Here is a 24,482-nt window from a genome sequence, read left to right as displayed (position 1 = left end):
ACGAGAGGTGAGAGATCATGGAATATGTAAAACTTGGGAAGTCTGGCTTGAAGGTATCTCGCATTAGCTTAGGCTGCTGGAATTTCGGTAGCGCAACCCCGCGTTGGGGAAAGCCGGGCAAAGTGAGCCCAGAGGATTCGATACGGATTATTCATGCCGCAGTGGATAAAGGGATCAATTTAATTGACAATGCTAATCGGTATACAGGCGGCGAAGCGGAAGAAATTCTCGGCCGAGCGGTCAAAGGAATGCGAAATAATGTTGTCATAGCTACAAAAGTACACGGAGAAGTAGGGAGTGGTCCGAACGACAAAGGGCAATCCCGTCAACATATCATGAGAGAAGTCGAAAATAGCCTTCGGCGTCTTGGAACAGACTATATCGATCTTTATCAGGCACACGGCGTAGATTGGGATACCCCTCTGGAGGAATCTCTTCGTGCTTATGACGATTTGATTCGTCAGGGCAAAGTTAGATATATAGGATGCTCTAATTTTCCAGCATGGGTCCTCGCCAAATCGTTATGGGTCAGTGATGTCAACAAGATCTCAAGTTTTGTATCCGTTCAGCCCAATTACAGCCTGATCAACAGGACTGTGGAGAAGGAGCTGCAGCCGCTTTGCGTAGATCAAGGAGTTGGCATGATTCTGTACAGCCCTATAGGAGGAGGGATTCTCTCTGGAAAGTACGAGAATGTGATTCCTGAAGGAAGCCGTGGGTACATGGAGCCGGCAGTTGCCGAAAAGGCAGGAAAATTTCAGAACGCGGTCAAGCAGTTGAGAGCAATAGCTAACGAATTGGGAAAAACTCCTGCACAAGTCAGCTTGAACTGGATCGTCCATCGTCCAGCCGTATCTTCGGCAATCATAGGTGTGAGTCGATTAGAGCAGCTGGAGGAAAACGTTGGAGCAGTTGGCTGGGAACTCTCCGAAGAGCATGTACGTCAATTGGATGAAGCATTCGCTGAATAAAACGAAAGTGAATCATCATGCAGCTGCCGTTTTATAAAACTTGAGCTTGTAAGGAGATTGCTGCGATGACAATACCTTTATTGTTCGGTCCTTACGGTAGCACAGACCTGCCCCATAATGTGAAGGATTATGGGGTTAATGCTGTCTGGTTTCATGGTTTCAACGAACATTCGTTTGCATCATGTGAAAAACGAGATTTGCATGCCTGCGTGGAATTTAAAACGTTTCGAGCAGATTTTGGACAGCATCCTGAACTTATTCCAATTGGAAAAGACGGCAAACCGATTCGTTATGGCAAACTGGTACAGGGCATATGCTTATCGCAAAAGGAGTATCTGTCCCAAATCGAGGAACAATTGACAGAGGGGTTGAAAAGATTTCAACCAAGAGGCATTTGGCTCGACTATTTGACTTACGGAGGTTGGTTCGAAGAGCCGGAACCCGATTTGCAAGAAAATTGTTTCTGTTCCACATGTATCGAAGATTTTTGTCTTCATACAAATATTGATGCAAGGACACCGGATGAAATATTATCGGAATATCCTAGGGAGTGGACATTACACAACTGCCGGAAAATAGCCGGATTTGCGCTTCAATATACAGAAATAATAAAGAACAAATTACCAGAATGTATTATTGGCGCTTACATGTGCCCTTGGACTCCGGAACAATTCGATGGGGCTTTGACACGAATATTCGCTCAGGACTACAGATTGTTACAAAAGTCCATTGACGTTTTTACACCACTTATTTACTCCAAAAAGAGCGGCCAAAATCCGGGATGGGGAAGGACTTGGCTCGAGTATTCGCATCAATTTGTACCCCAAGATTGCAATGTTCAACTGATCCTGGATATTTTGGATTTTCCGATGAGTCTTACGAGATCAGCGACTTCCCAAGTACCATCTTATGGATTGCAAATGTTTGCGGGAGCCCCTTTATTCCAAGATCCGGATAAAGCCCTCCTGTTTAAATTCTCTGTTGAAGTAATTAGGGATCGTCTGAGCCAATGAACAATTCTTCGGGTACAGATTAAGACATATGTCGTTATTAAAACAGACCCAACGAGATATCGTGGGGTCTGTTTTCGTATTGGTATTTAGTGTACCAGAACAGCGATCAAGATAAGCACCGATTCATGTAGTAAAGGATTTGTTTCCTCCACCAGTACCAATCATGATTGACATCGTGCCCCCAAAATTCTACGCAAGCTGGGACGTGTTTCTCCTGCAGCACTTCCAAGAGCTTCTGCGTCTCCGATCGCATTAAATCTTCATAAGCGCCTTGGCCTGTGCAAATGATGATTTTGCTGTTCCTGTATGGATTCAGATACGAATCGTCCTCTAAGTTTTTTAAATAATGAAGTGGGGAGTGGTAATAAGCTGAAGGAGGGACCTCTTCTCCAAAAAAACGATTGGTTGAATACAAACCGCTTAAAGCAATTAAACTGTCAAAATATTGTGGGTGCCGGAAAAACATGTTGGCACTGTGATAAGCCCCCAATGAACATCCTGTCGCCAAGATCTTCTGAGTTCTTCCTCCGTTGTTCTCCTTGTTTTGATGCAGAATAGAAGGAATGAGTTCGTCTTTCACATAGGCATCATATTGGTCATAGCACTTCATTTTCTCATCGGCCGTCGAGTTCTTGGCATAAAATGTCTCTTCGTCAATGCTGTCGCATGTCCAGACTTGAATTTGGCCTTGTTCAATATAACTTTCCAACGTGCCGATCATACCGGAATCCTCATACTGATAAAACCGTCCGCAGGAGGTGGGAAAAACAAGAACGGGCTTCCCTTGATGTCCGTAGGTTTTGTATTCCATGTCCCTATGCAAGTTGTCACTATACGACTTGTGATAGGTTACTTTCATGCATACACCTCGACTCTGTTTTTCACTGCATGAATAAAAGCTTCAATTCGTTTCACTTCATCAAAATCCTTTGAGCGAAATTGATACGCATAATTTCCCCTTGACTGGCTTTGTACATCCTCAATGCTGAAGTGATGGACAATTTCATGCGGATATTGCTGCATGATCTCTTCGTGCCCATGGGTGTAGGGGATGTTGTTTTTGTGACTGGCAAACCCGGTATAGTACTTCCCGACAAAAGGTCCTTCCACCTGATTATTAACAACCATATTCGCCCATAGTTCGTAGATATCGATATCGTAAGAGTAATTGATCGCATCCGTCATCCACGAACCGGGCGGCCTCATATTGACTTCAAGTGCAATAATATTTCCATCCCTATTAGATTTGAAAAACTCGAGATGAAAGAAGCGTTCTTTGATCCCATAGGTTCGGATGATCTTTCTACCGGCCGCTTCAATTTCCCCGCTTACTTCCTTTAAACAATAATAGCTGAAATGATTTCCAGAATTTACGCTTTCCATGATGCTATGCGGAAATTCGTGGCTTGCAGCAAATATGATTTCACCATCTTTGTTAACAAGACCATCGTAGGTTTGCAGTACGCCGTCTATATGCTCTTGCAGAATAAAATCGACTTCTGACGGTTTGGTATGCAAGAAATGCTCGAGCTCCGACTCGCTCGCGATTTTGTAAGTCATGTTCGCTCCCACGCCTATATTCGGTTTTACAATAACGGGATAGCCGACTTTCTCAATGAATTTCTTTGCCTTCGCACGATCGAATTTCGTTATGGAACGTATGGACTCGACACCGCTTTTTTTGAAAAACTTTTCCATCTTCGATTTTTGTTTCAAATTTGAAATGAAATCGAGCTTCGTCCCGAAAATGTTGAAATCCGTTCGAATGTGCGCATCAAGCTCTAGCCAATGCTCGTTAAGAGATTCGAAACGATCAATTTTTCCATATTTATGGGTATAGTAACCGACCGCGCGCAGAACCTCGTCATAATTTTCCAGACGATCTACTTTGATATACTCAGTTAGCGAATACTGTAGCTTTTCGTTAAGTAGGTAATAATCCACATCGCTAATGCCAAGTACATTGACTCCGCGTTCTTTCAAGTGAAAGCAAAATTCCGTGCAGTAGTTTGGATAATTCGGCGAAAAAAAAATAAAGTTCATTTATTTGCCTCCCTGACTCCTATTATCTAAAATCTTATCCTGACATTCCCATGTTTTCAAGAAAATCAATTGTAAAGATCAGTTAGAGGTTTTTTTGTACCGTTAAGCGAAAGGGCAGTAATACTAAAATACAAAAAAAGGGAATGTAGAGGAGGCACTGGAATATTATTTTACATAACCATTAAAGAGTGAGGAGTGATATGTATTCTAAAGAAACCAATTTCTAAATACCCAGAAGTCCCAAAGCTTACTAATAAACAAATTGAGGAAATGACTCATATTTGTTTTCTTAAGATCCATGAGCCGGTAGCTTGTGATGCGATCTTTTTGTTTGGTGGGTCTCATCCTGGGAATTTTGAAAAGCCTTTGGAAGCTTATCAAAAAAAGTTAGGTAAAGCTGTTATTATCACAGGAAACAATAGTACATGGGGGATGATACATCCTTCTTGGAATTACGGAGACGTTCCCCAAGCAGGAGTTATTGTATCATATCTTATTTCTAATGGTGTTCCAGCGGATGCTATTGTGTATGAAGAACGTTCTAAAAACTCCTTAGATAACGTCTTGTTTGCAAAAGAAATATTCAATTTCGATAAGATAAATAGTTTGTTGTTTATCACAAAAAGCTATGGTGCAGGGCGACAATGGAGACTATTAACAAAGCATTTACCACCGCACATTCGTTATGTACCATATCCATTTGATACAAATTTTACCGATGATGAGCCTATTATGACAAGGCACAATTGGATGAATACTCCTAAAAATTGCTCCCTAGTATATGGGGAATATTTGCGTATAGTTTGCTATGGAAAGAAGGGGGATATTACCCCTTTAGACAATCAGATTGCGGGTCTTGAAAATCATGTATCAGAATATTGTTAACCAATCGTATTTTGCTCACGAAAACGATAGAAGAGGAGCCTGCTTCGCGGCAGTACTCCTCTTCCTCTTTTTTTAATGTGTTCTAAACATATAGGTATAATTGCGGGAGGTGGGGTAAAAGTTTTAATATTTGGAATGATTAGTGTCTTTATAGGATTCGTTAGCTTCAAAAACTATAACCAATAATAATTGACAAGAATTCATCCATTCAGTTAACGAGAAACGTTATAGTTGAAAAAATAAAATGATATTGTTTAGTACAGCCCTGGAGGGAATATCCTTAATGTAAGGGAACTAAATAATTCGGTTGATATTAATTTGATTGGCGGTGGTTCTGTGATTTGCCATAAACTAAAAGTTATAGAAACGATGACCGAAGGAAATGGACTATCTAATGTATATGATGACCTTATGATTCAAGGGGTTTCCATTGATTCTAGAACAGTACAGACACGTAATTTATTTATCCCAATCATAAGACAATTGGATGGTCACGATTACGTGGAAGAAGCAATATCCAAAGGAGCGATAGCCTCATTATGGCAAAAGGATCATCCCAATCCTCCTGTTCATTTACCGTTAATTTATGTTGATGACTGTTTGAACGCACTTCAAATATTGGCCACTAATTATCGAAGGGAATTATCAATAAAAGTAATTGGTGTTACTGGTAGCAATGGTAAGACAACCACAAAAGATATGATTAATTCTGTATTACAGACAAAATACCGAGTACATAAAACAGTCGGGAATTTAAACAGCCAAATTGGAGTTCCCTTGACCATCCTAGAGATAGATAAGAATTCAGAAATTGCTGTTATTGAAATGGGAATGAGTGAGCGTGGTCAAATCGATCGACTCACCCGCATAGCTCAGCCAGACATTACTGTCATAACAATGATTGGTGTGTCACACTTATCAAGTCTTGGATCAAGGGAAGAAATTGCTGCCGCGAAATTAGAGATTGTAAATGGCTTGCAAGATAAGGGAGTTCTAATCTACAACGGGGATGAACCACTGTTAACCAATGGTCTTAATAAAATTAGAGCCAAGAATCCGATCTCTATTATTAGCTTTGGGGAAGACGATACAAATGATTATTATGTGGGAACCACTCTAACAAACTCAGAAGGATCTTTTTTTACAGTCGGTGACGATAAGTTTTACATACCTCTTCTTGGTGCACATAATGTATCAAATGCACTTGCGACAATTGCAGTAGCCACAATACTTGGTATTGGTCCTGCAGAGATGGAAACGGGCTTTAGAGATTTGAAAATAACCGGTATGAGAATGGAGAAAGTAGTCTCACCCTTTGGATTTACCATAATAAATGATGCATGGAATGCAAGCCCCAATTCGATGACCGCTGCAATAAAAACCTTTGAAGAATTAAACGGATATGCAAGAAAATTTTTAATTTTAGGAGACATGCTCGAATTAGGTGAACAAGAGCAAGAGTTCCATCGGGACATAGGGAGGAATATTAATCCAACCAAAATTGATTTTATTTATACGGTCGGCACTCTCGGAAAATATATCGCATTAGAAGCAGAAGAAAAATTTCACAAAGGTAGTGTCCAGGCATTTTCGAACAAAGAAGATTTAACTGAAAAATTAAGAAACATTATAAAGCAAGAAGATGTAATCTTACTGAAGGGATCGAGAGGGATGCAATTAGAGACAATATTGCAAAATTTATTATAATACAATACGTTTATTTTATTAAGCTCTAACGAAGAACTATAGCGTATGAGCTGCATTGCAGCAGCTCTTTTTTTATTTCATCACTAAAGTAGCGGGCAGAATAGTGGAGGAAAATATTTGTAAACCAACGAATAATTTATTAGATTTTACCTTAAGGACGTTTTTCTAAAAGTAGAAACTAGTCCCGCAACTCAAACATATTCGTAGCCAAGAGATTGACTTTAATATGCAGCTCGAGATCCGGAATATCTTCATTGACGGTCAAACCTTTGCGATACCAGACTTCGTTCAAAGAGTATATGTCAACGGATCGTTTCTTCCCAACTTCATAGGTTTTTATTATTTCATCCACGAGGTTCTTCTTAATCAACATATTCATTTCATTCAGCCCGAGAGGTTTCTTCTGCTCTCGAATGGATGCGTCCATGCTAATGTCTAGTTTTACGACTCGTTTACCGTTCCTATATGTGGGTGTTTTCTTTACCTTATTGTTCTTTAGCGCTGCAGTTCCAACGAATGTACCTTGATCGTCCTTGATGGGGAGGATACCGCGTAATGTTCTCTCTTTTAACCATTTCACTCCGCTTACTTCTTTACGGTTGAAGCTGGCTTCGCTCTTTCCGTTCTTCAAAGCGACAAGGCCATTCACGATTGGCAGTGTAAATGGCTTACCATCTTTGTCCCAGCTCTGGGAGAGTTTTAAATGATTCAGCAGTGTCGTCTCGAATGGTTCCCGTGAAGATCGGACGAACTTCTGATAATTCAATGGCTCAAAGGATGATTGCATCTGCTTATATAAGAGATTAGGCTGGTAGTACACTGTGTTAATAGAGGAACTGCCGGTGATCGGTTTTGTGCTTAGTATCTTGCTGAGGTCTTCATTTGTAGCAAATACCCAGGGTGTATAGCGTTGATCGCGCGTTCGCATCAAGTCGTCATGGATATTGAAGATCCCCTTGGCAAGCAGGCGATCGCTAAATATAAACACTTTAGTCTGTGTCAAATCCATTCGCATCTGGCTTTCCTTCAGCAGGTCGAACATCGCCACCCCAATACTTTCGCCTTCGCCTTTTCCAACAACGATTGGATTCAGAGTGTTTCCGCTTCCTTCTTGTTTCGCCATGGATGCGAGATCATTGATCTGCGCATAGATTTTATATTTTCCGTCGATATAATCGATACCTATCATATTAACGAAATTGAAGTATTGAATGTTCTTTACGTCCCAGCATCCACAAAGGGATAACATGATGCAGCCGACCAAAGCAGATTTCCAGGCTCTCTTCATGATTCTCCGTCCTTCATCCTCGTATCGTCCTGCAAATGTAGGTTCTGTGCACGCTTTTTCATTTTATTCGCCGGTTTCTTCAGCAGAGCCCCTGTGATATCTGCCCAAGATGGCGGTGAAAGCGGTGAGAGATAGGGGATCCCGAATGATTTGAGATCGGATAAGTAGGCGATGACGAAGAAGATAGACATGAAGAACCCGAACATCCCGAGAATAGATGTGATGATCATAATGACGATGCGTGCGATAGATACGATGCCGCTTAGCGTCGGGTTTACCAGCGTGTAACCGGCTATTACCGTGGTCGCAGCCACAACAGTTACGGTAGGGGACGTAATGCCGGCTCTTATAGCTGCATCACCTATAATGATACCGCCGACGACGGTTACCGTTGGGCCTACTGATTTCGGGAGTCGCAGTCCTGCTTCTTTAAACAACTCAAACAAGATGAGCACGATAATCGCCTCGAATGGAAGTGTAACGGGAAGTCCGATGCGATTTGTTGCGATTGTAGCTAACAAAGGAAGTGGTACCTGCTCGAAATTGAATCCGATCAGCGCGATGTAGAATCCGGGCAGGAACAATGCCAAATACCAGCCAAACATGCGGATCAGTCGTTGAAAAGAACTGATCACCGCACGGTAATAGCCGTCTTCCGGTGATTTCATAAGCGATGTTAGGGTAATGGGGGCGATAATCGCAAGTGGCGAACCGTTAAGCAAAACGACGAAACGGCCGCCCATCAAGTACTCAGCGGCAAAATCGGGCCGCCCGGTATTGTCGATAAGCGGTACCACCGACCTGGTCTTATCCGATATGGCTTCTTCCAGTTGAGAACTCGTAATGAGCGCATCGATGTGGATGTTCTGCAATCTTGTTCGAGCCTCATCGACAGCTTCCTTATTGGCAATATCTTGGATGTAGAGTAGACATATCTCGGTCTGACTACGGACTCCAATTGTAAAAGATTCCATTTTAAGTGTCGGAGTTAGCAGTCGCTTGCGGATTAGCGCAACATTGGTCTTGATGCTTTCGGTAAATCCGTCACGTGCTCCCTTGGAGGACGTTTCAGTGACAGACTCTTCTGGGTTTCTTTGGGGCGGGTCAGCAACATAGTGAAGATAACAGCTAGCCGTCTCCATATCGAAGAGAAGTAAGTCGCCACTAAACACATAGGACGATAGCTCGTTCTTCCAATTCGATGTTAACGTAACGGGGTGCTGTCGCCAAAAGTCTGCGCTGCATGCGCTCACTTCACTGATTTGCTCCCGATTGGACATGCCTTGGCAGAAAATAAACAAGTAGCCGTCGATTAGTTCGAGGTTAACATCACCGCAGTCCTCAAATAACTGGCGGATGTCACTTTCGCTTATTTTAGCCATTTTGCTTCACCGCCTTCTTTTTCTTCCCTGCCCAAATACAAATTAAGAGCAAGAAGCTAGTGACACCGCAAAACAGACTAGAACTCGTATAATAGGTTTTTACATGTTCGTGGAACTTTACATCCGACAGCTTAAGCTGATTGATTACAAAAAGAAACAAGGAAATCAGAATGAGTAAAATTTCAGGATGCCTCCATTTTTTCACCCACAGGGTGTGAATGATATAGATGGCCAGCGAAATTCGTATAAAGGAACCGGCTAACCATTGATAGATGGATAAAAAGTCTGTTTGACTTAGCATGCTTCCGATGGACGCCATGCGCCACTGCTCGTACGCTGGGTATCGGAGTTTCTCGGCTTCGAACGGACCGAACATGGCGATTATGCCTGACAAGGGTCCAAATGTCAGCTCAATCAACATTAGAACAACAATCATCATATTCATACGCGACAGCTTGCCCTTAACATTGTCCTTCAGGAAGAACACGAGAAAGATCTCCGTAATGCCTGATGTTGTGTACCATGCGCCATGAGTGATAGATAACGCTGAATTTTTGAGGATTGGAAACATGTAGCTGTAATCTTTGTAATGAAAGTTTACTATCATAATATAAAAGCCGAATAGAACGATCCAGGGTAGCAGAATGCCATTGGTGATTGCAATTGCGGCCAGTCCCTTTCTTGCTGTGTAATAGCTGATGCCAATGAGACATATGCCGACTACCCATGTTGGAGTATAGGTCAGGTATGATGTATTTGACCACACGATCGTATCCCGTATGCTGATACTAGCCTGAGTTAAGAAGTATAAAGTGAACAGGACTGTGAAAATAAGCCACACGAGCGAATTTGTTTTCTCTTTCACCCAGGTGGAGAGAGAAGAAGGGATATGTTTGTACATATATACATACAGTAGGCCAAGAAGTAAGGAAGGTACAACGGCGGCCAAGACAGAGATCCATGCATCGCGATTCGCGGTATCTAGCAATATAGGAATCAGGATGACATGGTTAGAGATTCCGATATATGTAATCAGCATCATTGACAACTGGAAGGGTGTGATTTTTCCGTTCAAACCAATCAGATCCTCCTTGCGATCGCAGTATACTTAAATTTTCCAATTACATATATTTTATGCACGTATTAGTTGTACGAAGGCAGATTGTACACAGGTTTGGGATTTATATGCCTCACGGACATGGACGGCTGAGAAATCCTAGAAATAAAAATCATTATATTAACCAGTTCCTTCAAATAATTTGATAGAATAATTATAATGCGTCAGGACAATCAGCTTGAAAACAAAGGAGGCTGTATCGATGAATGTCAGTTTAAACTGGATTTCAGCAGGTGAATTGGAAGCGCTTAAACTAGTGGGCAAAAAGGTTATTCGAGGTGGTATCGCTGTCTTTTATCATGAGGAACAAGTATATGCCGTGGACAACCGGTGCCCGCATTTAGGATTTCCTCTCCATATGGGGAGCTTATGCGACGGGATATTGACGTGCCATTGGCATCATGCCCGGTTCGATGTCTGCAGCGGTGGTACGCTTGATCCATGGGCAGATGATGTCCCATCTTATGAAGTGCGCGTCGATGGCGGCGAAGTTTGGGTAAATTCAGTTTCTAGAAGGGTAGAAGGTGCGGAAAAATATAAGCATAGACTGAAAGAAGGGCTCGAGCAAAATATTGGTATCGTTATCGCGAAAGCGGTTGTCGGACTGATCGAAGCTGGCGTGCCCGAGCAAGACATCGCCCGAATTGGCATCGAATTCGGGACGACATACGGAACGGGTTGGAACGCTGGACTTACGATTCTCACAGCGATGGCGCAAATCGTCGATAAGCTTGACAAGAATGGAAAAATACTTGCCTTATACCAAGGCCTGGTTCATGTTGCTCGCAGCAGTTCGGGCAGAGGAACCCGCCATTTGTTGTCGGCGATGCCATCGACTGACGTGCCGTTCGAACGGTTGACTGAGTGGTATCGCAGCTGCATCGAGGTGCGGGATACGCAGGGCGCTGAGAAAGTGCTAATGACCGCCATTATGAAAGGAATTGACACGAAGCTTCTATCGGACATGATGCTTGCTGCCGCAACAGATCACTTTTACTTGGATGGCGGCCATGTGTTTGATTTTCATAGCAAAGCTTTTGAGGCGCTGGAGTGGGCGAATGTGTCACAAAAGGAGCGGATTCTAACTTCGCTCGTCCCAATGATGGCTCGTCCGACACGGAGCGAAGAGCTGCATCAGTGGCAGGCACCGGTTAACCTCGTAGAGCCGATCAAGCAAGCGATCATTAAGCTGGAGCATAATGCGGGGCAAGCGAAGCTGACGGATGGGGCAAGGCAGCAGACAGCTCTTTCCGTGGAAATGGAGCAGCAATTGCTCCAGCAGTTGCTAAGCGATACACCGGAAAAGACGATCACCTTGCTGCGCGACCTGCTTATCTCGGGTACGGCTCCGGCGCAGTTAGCTCAGATCGTTGCTTTGGCGGCCGCGGAACGGATCGTTCGTTTCCATACGCAGAATGATTTTCGCGATTGGATTGCAGTTCTCCACACGTTCACATATGCTCACGCCGTACATGAAAGGCTGCTGCAATCTGATGAACCGCTGCTGCAGAGGGCGATTTTTCATGGAGCGGCCAGCGTTTATCTGGACCGTTTCTTAAACGTGCCAACAGCCGCACGGCCGAAGCCATCCGGCTCCGCCGCGCCAAGCGATCATCAGGAGCTGCTCAATTTGCTGGATTTGCGGCAACAGGTTGGGCCAGCTGCTCAATGGGTTGTGGACTACATACATGGCAGTGGTGATCCTGGAGCACTTCTTAATACGCTTGGCCATGCGCTGCTAAGAGAGGATGCTGAATTCCATACTTTCCAAGTGTATGAAGCCTCAGTGGCCGAATACAATCATTGGCTAGCAGTGACAGGCTCTTTTGCGGATAAGGCCAGAGAAACGATGCTGCTCGCTTGTACTCGATATCTGGCAGCACATGCGCCAACCGCGCGCGAGCTTCCGCATACGGCCAAAATTGCCTGGAGATTGCATAAAGGTGAACGGTTGTTTGAAGAGGAATGAGCATGTAACATTAATTATGATTAGAACGAGGAATAGCAGAACCCGCAACATTATATTGTTGCGGGTTCGTTAGTTAAGTACCAACAATGGCAGCCGGCATTCAACAGCCATTGTCCGTTGCTGCTTTTGATGATTTACCTCACCCCTGCGCAGTAGGACGGACAACAAGCTCTCCCACATCTACATCGGTCGGCTGCTCAATCGCAAATGCAATTGCTCTGGCGATAGCATCCGGTGGCATCGCGAATTCACGATACTCTTCGAGCTTGGCTTTTATCTCTAGATTGGTCATTGTTTCCGCGGCGTTCGTCCGCGTCGAGCCAGGCGAAATAATGGTCACGCGGAGCTTATCGCCAGCTTCCTGACGTAAACCCTCGGAAATGGCACGCACGGCAAACTTCGTGCCGGCATAGACCGCCATGTTCGGTACAATGCGATAAGCTGCTGTAGAAGCGACATTGACGAAATGCCCTGAGCCTTGCTTACGGAAGAGAGGCAGCGCCGCGGCAATGCCATACAGAACGCCTTTAATGTTAACATCAACCATCGCCTCCCAATCCTCGACACGCAGTTCATCGAGCGGGGAAATTGGCATAACGCCGGCATTGTTGACCAGAACATCAAGCTTGCCAAACCGCTCACATGCCAACTTAACGAGGTTGGATAAGTCGTCGCGACGTCTCACGTCTATGGCTGCATAGGCGGCTACACCGCCCAAATTCGTGATGCGGTCTACAAGGGCCTCAAGGCGATCTAATCGGCGAGCCCCAAGCACGACTTTCGCACCTCGCTCAGCGAGCAGAAGTGCGGTTGCCTCACCAATTCCGCTACTTGCGCCTGTAATGACGATAACTTTATCTTTGATTCCTGACATGGTTACATTTTCGTTCGTTCCCACAGGCGAGTCCTTCTTTCATCTGATATTGTCTTACACTTTGAAGTATAAGAAATATCCTATTGACCCAGATAGATGATTCATGCGCGTTTCTTGCCTATTCCTGCATCGTTTCGTTAGAATATTATTATCAGATTGTTAGAATAAGGGTTGTGATTAAGCTTGAACCATCTTGTTTCCGAGTTAGTAGGCAAATTGCACGGTTTACGCCTATCGATGGTATGCACGAAACAGCGATTCCGGAACTTTGTTTCAGGCGTGCATCCAAGGAATCAGAACCGACACATACTCTTAACTTGCCGTCTCTTTACGTAATTTTTCAAGGATCAAAGACTGCCACATTAGGTGGGGAAAGCTTCAGGTTCGATCCAGGTACGTATTTGGTTGCGTCTGTTCATCTGCCAGCTATTGGGAAAATTATTCATGCATCGCCGCAGATGCCGTACTTAAGCTTAGGAATAACGCTTCGCCCAGAGGTCATTTTGGATTTAAACAAGAAAACTAGCCTGCAGAAAAGGGGAGAGACAGGGCGGGGCATTATGGTCAATTCATCCCCCCCTCCTTTCTTAGATGCGGTTCTGCGACTCGTCAATCTTTTAGATACCCCCACCGATATCGAGGTGCTAGCTCCGCTCATTATCAGAGAGATATTTTACAGGGTGATGCAGGGTGAGCAAGGGCATTTGATCAGGCAGTTTGCCGTGATCGGTAGCTATTCACAAGGCATTTCAAATGTAATACATCTGATCAACCGTGATTATTCTCAGCTACTCATTATTGAAGAGTTAGCGAAACAAGTAAATATGAGCCCAACATCCTTACACAAGCATTTTAAAAGAGTAACGGGAATGAGCCCCCTGCAGTATCAAAAGATCATTCGGTTGCAATCTGCACGTCGATTGATGCTTACGGAAGGCTTGGATGCTGCAACGGCAGGATTTCGAGTGGGTTACGAAAGTCCTTCCCAGTTTAACAGGGAATATTCGCGTTTATTCGGACGTCCGCCAATGAGAGATATCAATCATATGCGCGATTCTTTATTTGAACTTTAGTGAATTGTTTATTCGGAGGCCAAGAAGACGAACAATAGGATTTCACTTAGCTGATTTATTTAAGTATGCAATCATATTGCCTTTCCGTTCTATAGTTGAAAGCATATTGGAGCGGTTTTATTTAACGCTACACGTGATAAGTTTAATTATGTACACAGGAGTTGTGAGAAATGAAGATCGCGGGAGAGCTCGTCACAGAGAAGTTTGATTATGATGGTGGGCGTCAGGTTACGGTATATGTCCCTCCGGACCCACCCCAGGCCGTCGTGTTCGCTGGTGACGGTCAGCTTATCTCGCAGTGGGGCGGGTACCTCGAGGCCGCCGACGTTCCGCCAACGATGATCGTCGGTGCCTATCGGACGTCCGATGAGGATGAGATGGTGCGAATCCATGAATACTCGCCGCCGTTCGATCAGCAACGATTCGCGGCACATGAGAGATTCTTCGTCGAAGACGTCCGCCGATGGGTGCGATCGCGCTTCAGCGTCGCGCTGCCCGCCAAACGCACCGCAGTGTGCGGCGTGTCGGCGAGTGGAGAGTTCTCACTCGCCATGGGGCTTCGGCATCCGGACATCTATGGTACGATCTTCTCCGCATCGCCAGGCGGAGGCTACCGACCGCCTGCCGTGATGCCAAGCCCGCTACCACGCACATACCTCGTAGCAGGCACATTGGAGCCGTTCTTCCTGGAGAACGCGACCCGGTGGGCGGGTGCGCTGCGCGATGCAGGTGCGGACGTTGAAATGAGAGAGCGGGTCGCGTCGCACGACGATGTGATGTGGCGAGAAGAGTTCCCGCTAATGGTGGCGTGGGCGTTTGGTCGATAAAGATTCGACGAAACCGCATTACTTCTTCATTGTCCAGATGACAGCAAAATGCTAATTCAGACATGCAAGACCTACTAGATAAGTGGATTATTGAAGCCGATTTCGACAGTATGCAGACAGCTATGGAGACAGGCAATACGACATCAGAATATCTTATCAACGTTTATTTAGAACGAATTCAAAGGTATTCTGCTCAAGAGGCGGGCTAACTTTGAACCCATATGGACCTGGGGAATTCTTTGTCGGCGGATCCAGCTCAGGGTCAGCCGTAGCTATAGCGGCAAACTTGGCAGCTGCAGCTATTGGAACAGAGACAACCGGGTCCCAGCTGGGTATGCATTTGTAGGGAGTACGACATCGGAGGGCTGGATTACGAAAGGACCGTTCGGCATTGTCTTTTCCAGGGCTGCTTATAGTGAACCAATCCTAATCAAGCTTGCGTTTGGTTACGAACAAGCTACGAAGCATCGGACTCCTCCAGATAACAATTGAACTCCCTCGGCGAACGTTGGTTAATCACAACATGACATCAGCCGATATGACGGTTGCCGATATTTACTAAAATGACGGCAAGGATACTTATAATATTAAGAAATAGTTAACTGATGCATTTATAAAGTAACGGAGGGTCAATTTTGAACCCAATACAAATGATAATAAAAGTGTTTAATCTTAATGTATTAAGTATAGATAATGTTCCTGAGTCATTTAGTTCGCAAGTCTATAAACTTAATCTTATTAATGGCGGTTCTGTATATGCTAAGATTCCTTATAACAAGGATAAATTGTATAGAGAATTTCGTATGCTTGAAAAATTGAATGAAGTATTACCGGTCCCAAGAGTTTTAGACTTCTGGAGTGGGGATGACACCATCTCGGGTGCCTTACTACTATCGGAGATTCAAGGAATTCCTTGCTCAGGTGTCATTAACGAAGAACTTGCATTTGAAATTGGCACACATCATGCAAAGCTTCATGAAGTCAAGATGTCTGAATATGGTGTAGAAGTAAAAGACGGGTTTCAATCACTTGATCAAAACAATTGGAGACTTTACATAAAAAATAACTTTGAAAAGTTGAAAGAACCCTGTAAAGAAATTCTTGATAAAGCACTATTTGAAAAATGTATGAATCACTTTGAAAGTGCGTTCTCAGTACTTCCACAACCTGATGGACCATGTGTTGTACATATGGACTTTCGACCGGGTAATATACTAATAAATGAAAACAAGATCGTAGGTGTAATTGACTTCGAAAGTGCAAGGGGAGGCTCTTCTGAAATAGACTTCACTAAAATTAACCGATATGTTTGGGAAGAAAATCCTCTAAGCAGAGTACGTTACACAGAGGGGTATTCAACTATTCGTCCCCTAATAGATCTGGATACAATATTACCTTTTTATAATTTTTATGATGCTTTTAGTGCTGTAGTCTGGTGTAAAAATAGAGGAATTAAGAATCATGAAGCATTTTTCAAGGAAAATGTATCTGTCTTAAAGAAATCGGTAGGTTATTAGGGGCTAACGGAGAAATGGCTAATTGAATACCAATGGTTTTAAATGAATCAATTACTTATTCTCATGGAGAAGTTAGGTTTCAACTAATGGGAACAACGATACAATTATTAACAGGTTGAGAACTATAGCTTAATCACAAGGGCTGCCGTGTAGCGGCCCTATTTGCTCATGCTGGCAGTTTTAAATAACTCCTACCAGTTAAATTTTCCGGAAAATATTAATTCTCCGTTTCCTTTAGGTAGGTCATAAACTCCATATATAGCAATCATAGGAGGTGATTCGATATAAGTTTTTGATAAGGTAGAATAAACTTTGACCTCAATTGCATCACCGGCTGCTAATGCATCCTCTTTCGTTTCCCAATAACTTATGGCACCGAACTCATTAGTTATCTCTTCTCCAAAAAATGTAATACCTTTAAATCCCTTTAATGATCGATGGATCATGTAAGTTTTCTCGGCCCATTGCTCTGCGAATGAAATGGGGGCATCAGGTTTTAATCTAAACATACTTAATCTAGCGTACATTAGGAATCTCCACCTTCTACAGTCAATATTAAAATTTTATGTAAGATCAGATCAAAACGTGTATGTTGATTTAAATTTTGCATTTCTGAGTTAGTTTAAACCATTTTCCCAAGGAGTGAGCGTATGAATAGCAGGATGCTTGAAGTATTACTATCTATTGTGCTTGGCTTTTTTTCGGGAATATTACTGAGTGGTGGCGGGATACATATTGAAGATAGCGGTATTCATATTTTACTTGGATGCATCTTCTGGATAAACGTATTCTCGTATTTAAGAATTAAATAATTGAACTATTGTTAACCTAACGCAGACGATAGTTAGAAGCAATACCTAGATGAGAACTCCATTGACAACGTAGAAGATAGAACAATTCTATGAAAAGGTTAACAAAAACCCTTACCATTTAGGTAAGGGTTTTTAAATTCGAGTCACATATTGTTGTCCAAGAACACAAGTGAGTCTCACTAACTTTCTGGACAACTTCTCGATCTGACAGTGGGTACCGTTTGCTCTAATGTGAAGCTATAATTGGCGGAGTTAAGGTTTAAATCCTAATGCTTGTGACAGTTCTAAAGCTATCTGTTTTAAATTTATAATGAAATCGGAATGTTCGGATATATCAAGAACATCATTCATCGACACCACCGTCAATGCGGCTAAGATAGATCCATTCAGATCAAACACCGGACAGCTAACAGCCGTAATTCCAGGCACAAGGGTCCCAGATGTTAAAGCAAAGCCCTTGCGTTTAACCTCGTTGAGCTCCTTAAGTAACAGATCATCTATTTGATTTGTTTTTAGCTCATTTAATATTAGCGATTGTGTTTTTTCCTTTGGCAAATAAGCGCTAAATAATCTTCCTGGAGCACTTTCAGTCACGCTCACCCGAGAACCAGTTTTAATTCCTAAATTTATGGCTCGGTTACTTTGCTCCCATCTGATAAAGAAGGGACCACTTTCTCCCCAAATGGCAAGCGCGACGGTTTCATTCAGCATTTCTCTAAGCTTAGTTATATAAGGGAGACAAATATCTTGGATATCAAGTTGTTCAGATGCTTTGAGCCCAAGAAGAATCAGCTCAGTGCCTAACAAATACTTGAGATCTTGGTTTTTTTGAAGAAATCCTGCCCTCGTAAAACTCGTGAGATATTTATGAAGCTTGCTCTTCGAAATGTCGCATAAATTGGATATTTCCGTTGCGGTTAGTGGCTTTCTTGCCTCTGAGATCTTCTTTAGAATACCGAGTCCCAATTCAACAGATTGGATGCCATGCCCCTTAGATTCCGTCGCCATATCATTCACCTTTCCGAGAACTACTTAGCTAATTCATGCTCATGATGAGGCTTATGTGCTAGTTTATGACCTTTTCCAGTTAAATGAAGTCCAATAGACAAGCAAGCAAGGACTGCTGCAGAGATAAAAGCAATGAAGAAAAGGTCATGATAAGTCATTAATAGAGATAGAGAGTGTTGCTTCTGTTCATCACCAATCCTGCCAGACTGGACAACATCTTTAAGTTTGTGTGAATAATCGAAGTTCAAATACCATCCAGCCAATAATATTACTATAATATTAGCTAAAAAGCGAATAAATTGAACGGCAGTCATTCTACTTACCAATTCAGGCAATGGACCTCCTAAAGCAGCGCCCGTAAGGCCTGCCCCAATGGTGATTCCAAGACCGCTCGATAAGAGAATTAAATTAAAAGCCATTATTACTAATGAATAAGAGTCGTTCAAATAAAACCATTGAATCAGTACGAGAGTAATTGCGGCTGACCCTAATAGACCAAGAAGACCAGGCCCTAATTTATCATAAAAAAGTGTGCAAATTATTGCTGATAATACTACGCCAATAAACATGCATGGCAACAATGATAAGAGTTGTTTGCTTGAAATGATATGCAGCAATCCTTGAACTGCCGGTAGACTTAACGCCATGACAACATTGCTCAATAAAGCCATTAGTATTCCTAATAACGGTTTGGGATGCATGATCAATTTAAATGATATAACAGGATGATTAATCTTACGTTGTGCAATAATAAAAAGAATCAGTGTAATAAAGGCGGATCCGATTACGACCCAGAGATTACCCGAAGAACCAAACCATTGCTCGAAATGGCTTAAGGTTACCAAAGAAATAACTGAACAAATCAAGATCAGAGATATACCTAATATATCCCCATTAAATTGTTTACTCTCCGTATGGTGCTCATTTCGCAGGAAAATTTGGTTCATCATGAGTCCAGCAAGTGCTAAAGCACTTCCCAAGTAAAAAATCCATCTCCAATAATGATAAATAATTGCAATATTTCCAATCAACAAACCTGCAATGACTGAACCGAAAAAACCACCTATAAGAACGGACAAAGATAGATTTCTTTTCTCGATAGGGAAGGAAAGCAAAAGCATGGGAACCATAATCATGAGCATCACGCCCATTCCAACCCCTTGTAGAAATCTACCTACAGACATCCATTGATCATTCACGGACAATGCAGCCCAAAGCGAGCCAATAATAAAAAGGGTCATGGAAATAGAGTAAGTTGCTCGAACTCCTAATCTGCGTCGTAGAAGAGGGCCCATCGGAATGAATAACATAAAAGCAATGATGCCTACAAGAGTAGGAGCGAAAATCACGTTATTACCAAGCTGTAAAGAATGCTGGATAAGGCTTTGACTGGGGACTAAGGCGCTATTAATCATTAAACCTGGCCCAATGGCCAATACGGTTAAGATAGAAATTCTCCAGTGATTTTGTAAGTTCAAGTTTACATTCCTCCATATTAATTCACTATTAAGAAACTTAATTTATTTATAGTATACATTATTTTATCGTTAGATGTATAGTAAGACATCGAGTATTCCTTGACAACCAAACGGATTATAGCCTGCAAGTATCTTCACAATTCCTCATTTGGAATTCCTATGAGTAATTCTGATGCTATGAAGTTAGTTTATGTTTGGTGCGCCTACGAGACTGTCGGACTATGGAATTGATGACATGGTAATTGAACGGATGACGGAAAGTTCGATACTCGCCAATCAAATTGGTAGCTATGTTCCTCTTACAATAAAAGACGTAAGGTAGATTTTGAGAAATTCTTTATAATGTACTGAAAATGGGCTGTCTCAAAAAGAGACAGCCCATTTTTGCCTTAGCTAGTAGTTAGAGCCGCGTAACTTACTTGAGAAACGCGGTCTTATTCATCTGGATTTCTCAAAAAAGCTTAGAGACATAGCAGCCACCAATCCGCCAGCGACACCCAAAAAATGTCAGGAGTCAAGTGAGCAGTTATATTGTCCAATTTTTATGTTTTCTGTATCCAGTTGGACTCATATTGATTTTTTGTTTGAAATAATGGGAGAAATGAGAAGTATCGTAGAAGCCGAGATGGCTTGAGATTGTTTCAATGCTGTAAGAGGAGTTACTGAGAAGCGTGCAAGCTTTATTGATCCGCATTTGGTTTTATGGAGCCAATGCGGCCAAGCCGGGCGTAAATGGTCAAACGTCGATTTTGGAGCGGGTTACTGGGAACGGATCCTTGACGTCCATCCCCAATTCAAAGATGGAATCGTATATCGAACCTGCGACGACGATGGACGACAGCCAGTCATGGGAGAATGGACACCCCAAACATCAGTAAGTATACCTAATTATAGTTTTGTATACTAAAATACACCATAGAATGACGGCCAGACGGATCATGTTTGGGTAAAAGCACAACGAAATAAAAGGCAACAAGCTCGCAAAGAAGCGGGCTTGTTGCTTTTTTGGACATATCGGATTCGATCAGAGAGACTGTCCAATGACACAAATGTGCCTACATAACTTTGAATCCTACATTTCAATGTCGTCATGAATAGGTTACGACTTAAATGATCTAATCACTCGCGCTTTCGATTCGTCTTAGTTTCTCCGTATCCCGAGCTGCAGATGAACCGAAGAAGCGGGAGTACTCTCGATTAAATTGTGAAGGACTTTGATAGCCAACATGAAATGCGGCACTGGCTACTGAATAGCCCTCAAATGCAATGAGGTTTCTAGCCTCCAAAAGCCTCAATTGCTTTTGAAATTGAATAGGACTTAAACCGGTTGCCCTTTTAAACTGACGGTGAAAGGTATTTATAGCCATACCAGATTTTGATGCCATATCACGGATGTCTATTGGTCTCATGAAATTTTCGCGAAACCATTTTACAATCTGGGAAATCTTAGATAAATTACTTTCCTGCAGACCAAATTGCCTCAGATTCCATCCTTGTGGTCCCATCAGAACGCGATAAAGGATTTCACGTTCATAAGCTGGTGCAAGAGCTGGAATATCTTTGGGTGTTTTTGATAATCGCAATAAGCGCAGCCATGCCGCCATAAATTCATTGTCTATTTCACAAGCTGTGAAATGCTCGGAAGCAGTTGGAATTAGATTTTCAGGGAGATCTCTTAATAAACTCTGAAGAACATCCTGATTCAGCCTAAGACCAAGGGACATGTAAGGACGGCCATCACGATCTGAGTGTACACTCGCTGTTGCAGGAACATGTACCGGTAACACGTAATAAGATGGCCCTTTCAGGTCTGTGCAACGCTCCCCGATGGAAAGAATTTTTGTTCCTTGAACCGTAAAACCAATCATGGGCTCGTAGAGCGCTGCAAGTTGATGTGCGGGAATGTCTCCCTTAATCATACTTAGCCCTGGTACTCCGGTTTCAATTGGTCGAGTGCCTGCACTTTTCATTAGATCAATAATTTCATCATGGATTATATTCATACACTTATTTTATAACACGAATTCTTATTCCTCAACACCACTCTGAAGTGTTTTGGCACTTTTAGGCTCTCCTTGCGATGAAAATAAAGGATAATCCTGATTCACAGAAAAGGCCAATGGTGTTTTTAGGCAATAAGATGGCATGATTAGATCTATATTATTTCGGCAGATACGACTAAAATTGAATCTAGATCGAACACAAAAAAGGAGAGATCTTATGAAAATTGCAATTGTAACAGGTGGAAGTAATGGCATTGGAAAAGCGACGGCTCTTGGGCTTGGCAAGCGCGGAATTAGCGTCATTCTCACATACAATTCCTATAAGGACCGGGCGGAAGCTGTCGTTAAGGAAATTGAGGAGAATAGTGGAGTTCGGGCATTAGCACTGAAGTTGGATCTGACTCAACTATCATCATTCGAAGGTTTCGTTTTAGAAGTGAAAAAGAACCTTAAAGAAGTTTGGAACAGAACGACTTTTGATTACTTAGTTAATAATGGCGGAATTGGCGGGCCAATGATGTTCTCTGAAATGAGCGAAGAATATTTCGACAAGATTCTTAATACGAACTTCAAAGGACCGATTTTTTTAACACAACAGCTTGTCGGATTCATGGATGATGCTGGGGCCATCGTAAATACCACAAGTTCATCAAGGAACCAATCATTTCCAGGCTACTCCGCCTACGGATCGCTAAAAGCAGCGTTCTCAACTTGGACTCGCTACATCGCCAAAGAACTTGCCCCTCGCCAAATTCGGGTCAATGCCGTTTCTCCTGGTCCTACGCACAGCAATTTTGGCGATGGAGCATTCGATAAACATCCTGAATTCATTAAGCCGTTGGCTGAGCAATCTGTATTTGGTAGAATCGGCCAACCCGAAGATATTGCTAAGGTTATTGTGAACTTATTGTCTGATGATTTCGGCTGGGTTACAGCCCAGGACATTGAAGTGTCTGGCGGACATTTGCTTTAAGAATGCTATCCACTCGAGCAATGACGATCGGAAGAGATAAAAAGGGTGTCCCATCGTCATTTTCAAGACTTATGGGAACCCCGTTTAGATGGCAGAAAAGGGCAGCATTGCATAACAAAATGATCCATAAAATCGACGTAAATGGTAATACCAGACAATACGGAAGACCTAAAGAGTGTAAACGTGAAACTGGATAAAACAGCGCCGGAGATACAAATGAATCTGGATAAAAATGAGCTGTGGCCAGCTAATCATAAAATGGTAACCGTAACAGCAGGAACGTACAGATCAGTAGACACGATATCTGGCATTCAGTTAATTATTTTAGAATCCATCTCCTCCAACGAACTGGATGATGGTGTCGGAGATGGAAACACTTCGCAGGATGTTCAAAATGCGGACTTTGGTCTACCAGATCTTACGTTTGATTTGAGGGCTAAGCGATCCGGAAGCGGAGGTGGACGTGTATACACGATTACTTACATCGTTACGGATTATTCGGGTATCGTGAGAGAGATAGTATTGAAGGTAAACGTTCCGAAGAACCGTGAACAATGAAATCCTATTTTCATGGCTTTAATGAATCAGCCCTCTTTCCCTAAGTAAAGGGATTGAGGGCTTTTTTATTTGAATAATTTCTTGATCAAGCTGAAAATATCAAACGTTATTCGGTTATATTCCTTGTTGTAGGCGGCCAAAGTAGAAATTTAATTCGAATTGCTCACTTTGTTGTTCTGTACATTTAGCAGGATTTTATGTATGTAAATATTATAAATGTAAGAATGAGGTAAGTTTCGGATAAGTCCACGCCTTGTCTTTAAATAATGCATAGTTTAGAAGCAAAGATTAATTATATCACTATATGAGAGGAGGTACTGCTGCAGATCAGACTGGAATTTCTGCCGGGGGAAAAATGCACCCGGGCAGTTGGTTACTACTCATCGGCTTGTAACGAACGTTAATATAGGAGGGTTTAATTTTTATGGCCATTTTGTCAACTGGACCTATTGATAATGGTTCTTTCAACGGAGTTAGACCAACTCAACAAGTGACGATCAATATTGATAATCGGGATACTATTAATTCTTCGTCTTTGCTCATTCAAGGTTATGTTTTAAACGGTACAAGAACATTATATGTACTTGAATCTTTAGAAATCTTTCCAAATCAAGTGGTAACCAAAAATTACTTTGCTAATCTTGATAGCTTTGAATTCGTTTTTACTACAGGAGGCATTGCTGCAATACAGACCGAAATTTCCGTTTGGGGAAAGAGGGCCTCAGGTGAATTAGTTGCACCGCATCGGCTTGTTTCATCTGAACTCTTAGGAGCTATCACTGGAGCTACTGGTGCGACAGGGGCTACAGGCAGTACTGGCTCTGCGGGTGCAACAGGANTGCTACAGGCAGTACAGGAGCTGCGGGTGCAACAGGAGCTACAGGCAGTACTGGCTTTGCGGGTGAAACTGGAGCAACAGGTAGTACAGGAGCTGCGGGTGATACAGGAGCAACAGGCGATACTGGCGCTGCAGGTGCAACAGGT

General features: G+C 42.7%; 22 protein-coding genes and 1 pseudogene. 12 read left to right on the top strand and 11 right to left on the bottom strand.

Going from position 1 to position 24,482, the window contains the following annotated elements; translation table 11 throughout:
- Positions 1-17 precede the first annotated feature (17 nt).
- A complete protein-coding gene (locus GQF01_RS02350; protein WP_161405281.1) occupies positions 18-971 on the top strand; it encodes an aldo/keto reductase in 954 nt (317 codons plus the stop codon).
- A gap of 65 nt (positions 972-1,036) precedes the next feature.
- Complete coding sequence (locus tag GQF01_RS02345; protein ID WP_161405280.1) at positions 1,037-1,984, top strand: hypothetical protein; 948 nt, start codon at positions 1,037-1,039, stop codon at positions 1,982-1,984.
- A 106-nt stretch (positions 1,985-2,090) separates the two neighbouring features.
- On the opposite strand, the gene GQF01_RS02340 is transcribed toward GQF01_RS02345, so the two are convergent.
- Complete coding sequence (locus GQF01_RS02340) at positions 2,091-2,843, bottom strand: esterase family protein (RefSeq protein ID WP_161405279.1); 753 nt, start codon at positions 2,841-2,843, stop codon at positions 2,091-2,093.
- Positions 2,840-4,027 carry an ATP-grasp domain-containing protein gene (locus GQF01_RS02335; protein WP_161405278.1) on the bottom strand — a complete coding sequence of 396 codons (1,188 nt, stop codon included), beginning with the start codon at positions 4,025-4,027 and terminating at the stop codon, positions 2,840-2,842. The genes GQF01_RS02340 and GQF01_RS02335 overlap by 4 nt, the downstream gene beginning before the upstream one ends.
- Before the next feature lie 270 nt (positions 4,028-4,297).
- Here GQF01_RS02335 and GQF01_RS02330 point away from each other — a divergent pair, with 270 nt between their 5' ends.
- Both GQF01_RS02330 and GQF01_RS02325 read left to right on the top strand, forming a co-directional pair.
- Positions 4,298-4,912: a YdcF family protein gene (locus GQF01_RS02330; RefSeq protein WP_161405317.1), complete on the top strand. Its 615-nt coding sequence runs from the start codon at positions 4,298-4,300 to the stop codon at positions 4,910-4,912.
- Between the two features lie 336 nt (positions 4,913-5,248).
- Positions 5,249-6,619 carry a UDP-N-acetylmuramoyl-tripeptide--D-alanyl-D-alanine ligase gene (locus GQF01_RS02325; protein ID WP_161405316.1) on the top strand — a complete coding sequence of 457 codons (1,371 nt, stop codon included), beginning with the start codon at positions 5,249-5,251 and terminating at the stop codon, positions 6,617-6,619.
- Between the two features lie 178 nt (positions 6,620-6,797).
- Here the strand turns inward: GQF01_RS02325 and GQF01_RS02320 are convergent, their stop codons facing one another.
- From GQF01_RS02320 to GQF01_RS02310, 3 genes are read right to left on the bottom strand one after another with little or no spacing between them, the layout of a single operon-like run.
- Complete coding sequence (locus GQF01_RS02320) at positions 6,798-7,907, bottom strand: Ger(x)C family spore germination protein (RefSeq protein ID WP_161405277.1); 1,110 nt, start codon at positions 7,905-7,907, stop codon at positions 6,798-6,800.
- Complete coding sequence (locus GQF01_RS02315) at positions 7,904-9,289, bottom strand: spore germination protein (protein WP_161405276.1); 1,386 nt, start codon at positions 9,287-9,289, stop codon at positions 7,904-7,906. The genes GQF01_RS02320 and GQF01_RS02315 overlap by 4 nt, the downstream gene beginning before the upstream one ends.
- Complete coding sequence (locus tag GQF01_RS02310) at positions 9,282-10,364, bottom strand: GerAB/ArcD/ProY family transporter (RefSeq protein ID WP_268894316.1); 1,083 nt, start codon at positions 10,362-10,364, stop codon at positions 9,282-9,284. The genes GQF01_RS02315 and GQF01_RS02310 overlap by 8 nt, the downstream gene beginning before the upstream one ends.
- Positions 10,365-10,608: 244 nt before the next feature.
- On the opposite strand from GQF01_RS02310, the gene GQF01_RS02305 reads away from it, so the two are divergent.
- Entirely contained in the window at positions 10,609-12,375 is a 1,767-nt protein-coding gene (locus GQF01_RS02305; RefSeq protein ID WP_161405274.1) for a Rieske (2Fe-2S) protein, read from the top strand.
- Positions 12,376-12,514: 139 nt separating this feature from the next.
- Here the strand turns inward: GQF01_RS02305 and GQF01_RS02300 are convergent, their stop codons facing one another.
- Positions 12,515-13,249 (bottom strand): SDR family oxidoreductase, encoded by a 735-nt coding sequence (locus tag GQF01_RS02300; RefSeq protein ID WP_161405315.1) that lies wholly within the window; start codon positions 13,247-13,249, stop codon positions 12,515-12,517.
- Positions 13,250-13,491: 242 nt separating this feature from the next.
- Between GQF01_RS02300 and GQF01_RS02295 the strand changes: the two genes are divergently transcribed.
- The 4 genes and pseudogenes from GQF01_RS02295 (at position 13,492) to GQF01_RS02280 (ending at position 16,666) form a co-directional block, all read left to right on the top strand.
- Positions 13,492-14,322: an AraC family transcriptional regulator gene (locus tag GQF01_RS02295; protein ID WP_161405273.1), complete on the top strand. Its 831-nt coding sequence runs from the start codon at positions 13,492-13,494 to the stop codon at positions 14,320-14,322.
- Positions 14,323-14,492: 170 nt separating this feature from the next.
- On the top strand, positions 14,493-15,149 hold the full coding sequence (locus GQF01_RS02290) for an alpha/beta hydrolase (protein ID WP_161405272.1): 657 nt from the start codon (positions 14,493-14,495) through the stop codon (positions 15,147-15,149).
- A 187-nt stretch (positions 15,150-15,336) separates the two neighbouring features.
- Positions 15,337-15,474 (top strand): annotated as a pseudogene (locus GQF01_RS37050) (amidase family protein); the annotation flags it as partial.
- Positions 15,475-15,784: 310 nt separating this feature from the next.
- A complete protein-coding gene (locus GQF01_RS02280) occupies positions 15,785-16,666 on the top strand; it encodes a phosphotransferase (protein WP_161405271.1) in 882 nt (293 codons plus the stop codon).
- Positions 16,667-16,857: 191 nt separating this feature from the next.
- Here GQF01_RS02280 and GQF01_RS02275 read toward each other — a convergent pair whose 3' ends face one another.
- The 4 genes from GQF01_RS02275 to GQF01_RS37045 form a co-directional block, all read right to left on the bottom strand.
- Positions 16,858-17,175, bottom strand: a complete 318-nt coding sequence (locus GQF01_RS02275; protein ID WP_161405270.1) for a hypothetical protein — start codon at positions 17,173-17,175, stop codon at positions 16,858-16,860.
- A gap of 555 nt (positions 17,176-17,730) precedes the next feature.
- Positions 17,731-18,486, bottom strand: a complete 756-nt coding sequence (locus tag GQF01_RS02270; RefSeq protein ID WP_161405269.1) for an IclR family transcriptional regulator — start codon at positions 18,484-18,486, stop codon at positions 17,731-17,733.
- A 20-nt stretch (positions 18,487-18,506) separates the two neighbouring features.
- Entirely contained in the window at positions 18,507-19,964 is a 1,458-nt protein-coding gene (locus tag GQF01_RS02265; protein WP_161405268.1) for an MFS transporter, read from the bottom strand.
- Positions 19,965-20,490: 526 nt separating this feature from the next.
- Positions 20,491-20,658 (bottom strand): helix-turn-helix domain-containing protein, encoded by a 168-nt coding sequence (locus tag GQF01_RS37045; RefSeq protein ID WP_161405267.1) that lies wholly within the window; start codon positions 20,656-20,658, stop codon positions 20,491-20,493.
- Between GQF01_RS37045 and GQF01_RS02255 the strand changes: the two genes are divergently transcribed.
- Positions 20,636-20,842 (top strand): hypothetical protein, encoded by a 207-nt coding sequence (locus GQF01_RS02255; protein ID WP_161405266.1) that lies wholly within the window; start codon positions 20,636-20,638, stop codon positions 20,840-20,842. The genes GQF01_RS37045 and GQF01_RS02255 overlap by 23 nt on opposite strands.
- 237 nt (positions 20,843-21,079) lie before the next feature.
- Here GQF01_RS02255 and GQF01_RS02250 read toward each other — a convergent pair whose 3' ends face one another.
- Positions 21,080-21,967, bottom strand: a complete 888-nt coding sequence (locus GQF01_RS02250) for an AraC family transcriptional regulator (protein ID WP_161405265.1) — start codon at positions 21,965-21,967, stop codon at positions 21,080-21,082.
- Positions 21,968-22,184: 217 nt separating this feature from the next.
- Here GQF01_RS02250 and GQF01_RS02245 point away from each other — a divergent pair, with 217 nt between their 5' ends.
- Both GQF01_RS02245 and GQF01_RS02240 read left to right on the top strand, forming a co-directional pair.
- On the top strand, positions 22,185-22,940 hold the full coding sequence (locus GQF01_RS02245) for an SDR family NAD(P)-dependent oxidoreductase (protein WP_161405264.1): 756 nt from the start codon (positions 22,185-22,187) through the stop codon (positions 22,938-22,940).
- Between the two features lie 141 nt (positions 22,941-23,081).
- Complete coding sequence (locus tag GQF01_RS02240; protein ID WP_161405263.1) at positions 23,082-23,498, top strand: hypothetical protein; 417 nt, start codon at positions 23,082-23,084, stop codon at positions 23,496-23,498.
- Positions 23,499-24,482: the final 984 nt, after the last annotated feature.

Origin of the sequence: Paenibacillus silvestris, from assembly GCF_009882985.1 — a bacterium.
Taxonomy (GTDB): Bacteria; Bacillota; Bacilli; order Paenibacillales; family NBRC-103111; genus Paenibacillus_E; species Paenibacillus_E silvestris.
This window is presented reverse-complemented; position numbering and strand designations above follow the sequence as displayed.

Bases quoted from the DNA above. Each gene is read 5' to 3' on its own strand.
- GQF01_RS02295 (WP_161405273.1), top strand. From the start codon at position 13,492: ATGCACGAAACAGCGATTCCGGAACTTTGTTTCAGGCGTGCATCCAAG.
- GQF01_RS02290 (WP_161405272.1), top strand. From the start codon at position 14,493: ATGAAGATCGCGGGAGAGCTCGTCACAGAGAAGTTTGATTATGATGGT.
- GQF01_RS02250 (WP_161405265.1), bottom strand. From the start codon at position 21,967: ATGAATATAATCCATGATGAAATTATTGATCTAATGAAAAGTGCAGGC.
- GQF01_RS02315 (WP_161405276.1), bottom strand. From the start codon at position 9,289: ATGGCTAAAATAAGCGAAAGTGACATCCGCCAGTTATTTGAGGACTGC.
- GQF01_RS02270 (WP_161405269.1), bottom strand. From the start codon at position 18,486: ATGGCGACGGAATCTAAGGGGCATGGCATCCAATCTGTTGAATTGGGA.
- GQF01_RS02335 (WP_161405278.1), bottom strand. From the start codon at position 4,027: ATGAACTTTATTTTTTTTTCGCCGAATTATCCAAACTACTGCACGGAA.
- GQF01_RS02340 (WP_161405279.1), bottom strand. From the start codon at position 2,843: ATGAAAGTAACCTATCACAAGTCGTATAGTGACAACTTGCATAGGGAC.
- GQF01_RS02300 (WP_161405315.1), bottom strand. From the start codon at position 13,249: ATGTCAGGAATCAAAGATAAAGTTATCGTCATTACAGGCGCAAGTAGC.
- GQF01_RS02350 (WP_161405281.1), top strand. From the start codon at position 18: ATGGAATATGTAAAACTTGGGAAGTCTGGCTTGAAGGTATCTCGCATT.
- GQF01_RS02275 (WP_161405270.1), bottom strand. From the start codon at position 17,175: ATGTTTAGATTAAAACCTGATGCCCCCATTTCATTCGCAGAGCAATGG.
- GQF01_RS02330 (WP_161405317.1), top strand. From the start codon at position 4,298: ATGACTCATATTTGTTTTCTTAAGATCCATGAGCCGGTAGCTTGTGAT.
- GQF01_RS37045 (WP_161405267.1), bottom strand. From the start codon at position 20,658: ATGCGGATCAATAAAGCTTGCACGCTTCTCAGTAACTCCTCTTACAGC.
- GQF01_RS02245 (WP_161405264.1), top strand. From the start codon at position 22,185: ATGAAAATTGCAATTGTAACAGGTGGAAGTAATGGCATTGGAAAAGCG.
- GQF01_RS02345 (WP_161405280.1), top strand. From the start codon at position 1,037: ATGACAATACCTTTATTGTTCGGTCCTTACGGTAGCACAGACCTGCCC.
- GQF01_RS02305 (WP_161405274.1), top strand. From the start codon at position 10,609: ATGAATGTCAGTTTAAACTGGATTTCAGCAGGTGAATTGGAAGCGCTT.
- GQF01_RS02320 (WP_161405277.1), bottom strand. From the start codon at position 7,907: ATGAAGAGAGCCTGGAAATCTGCTTTGGTCGGCTGCATCATGTTATCC.
- GQF01_RS02240 (WP_161405263.1), top strand. From the start codon at position 23,082: ATGGTAATACCAGACAATACGGAAGACCTAAAGAGTGTAAACGTGAAA.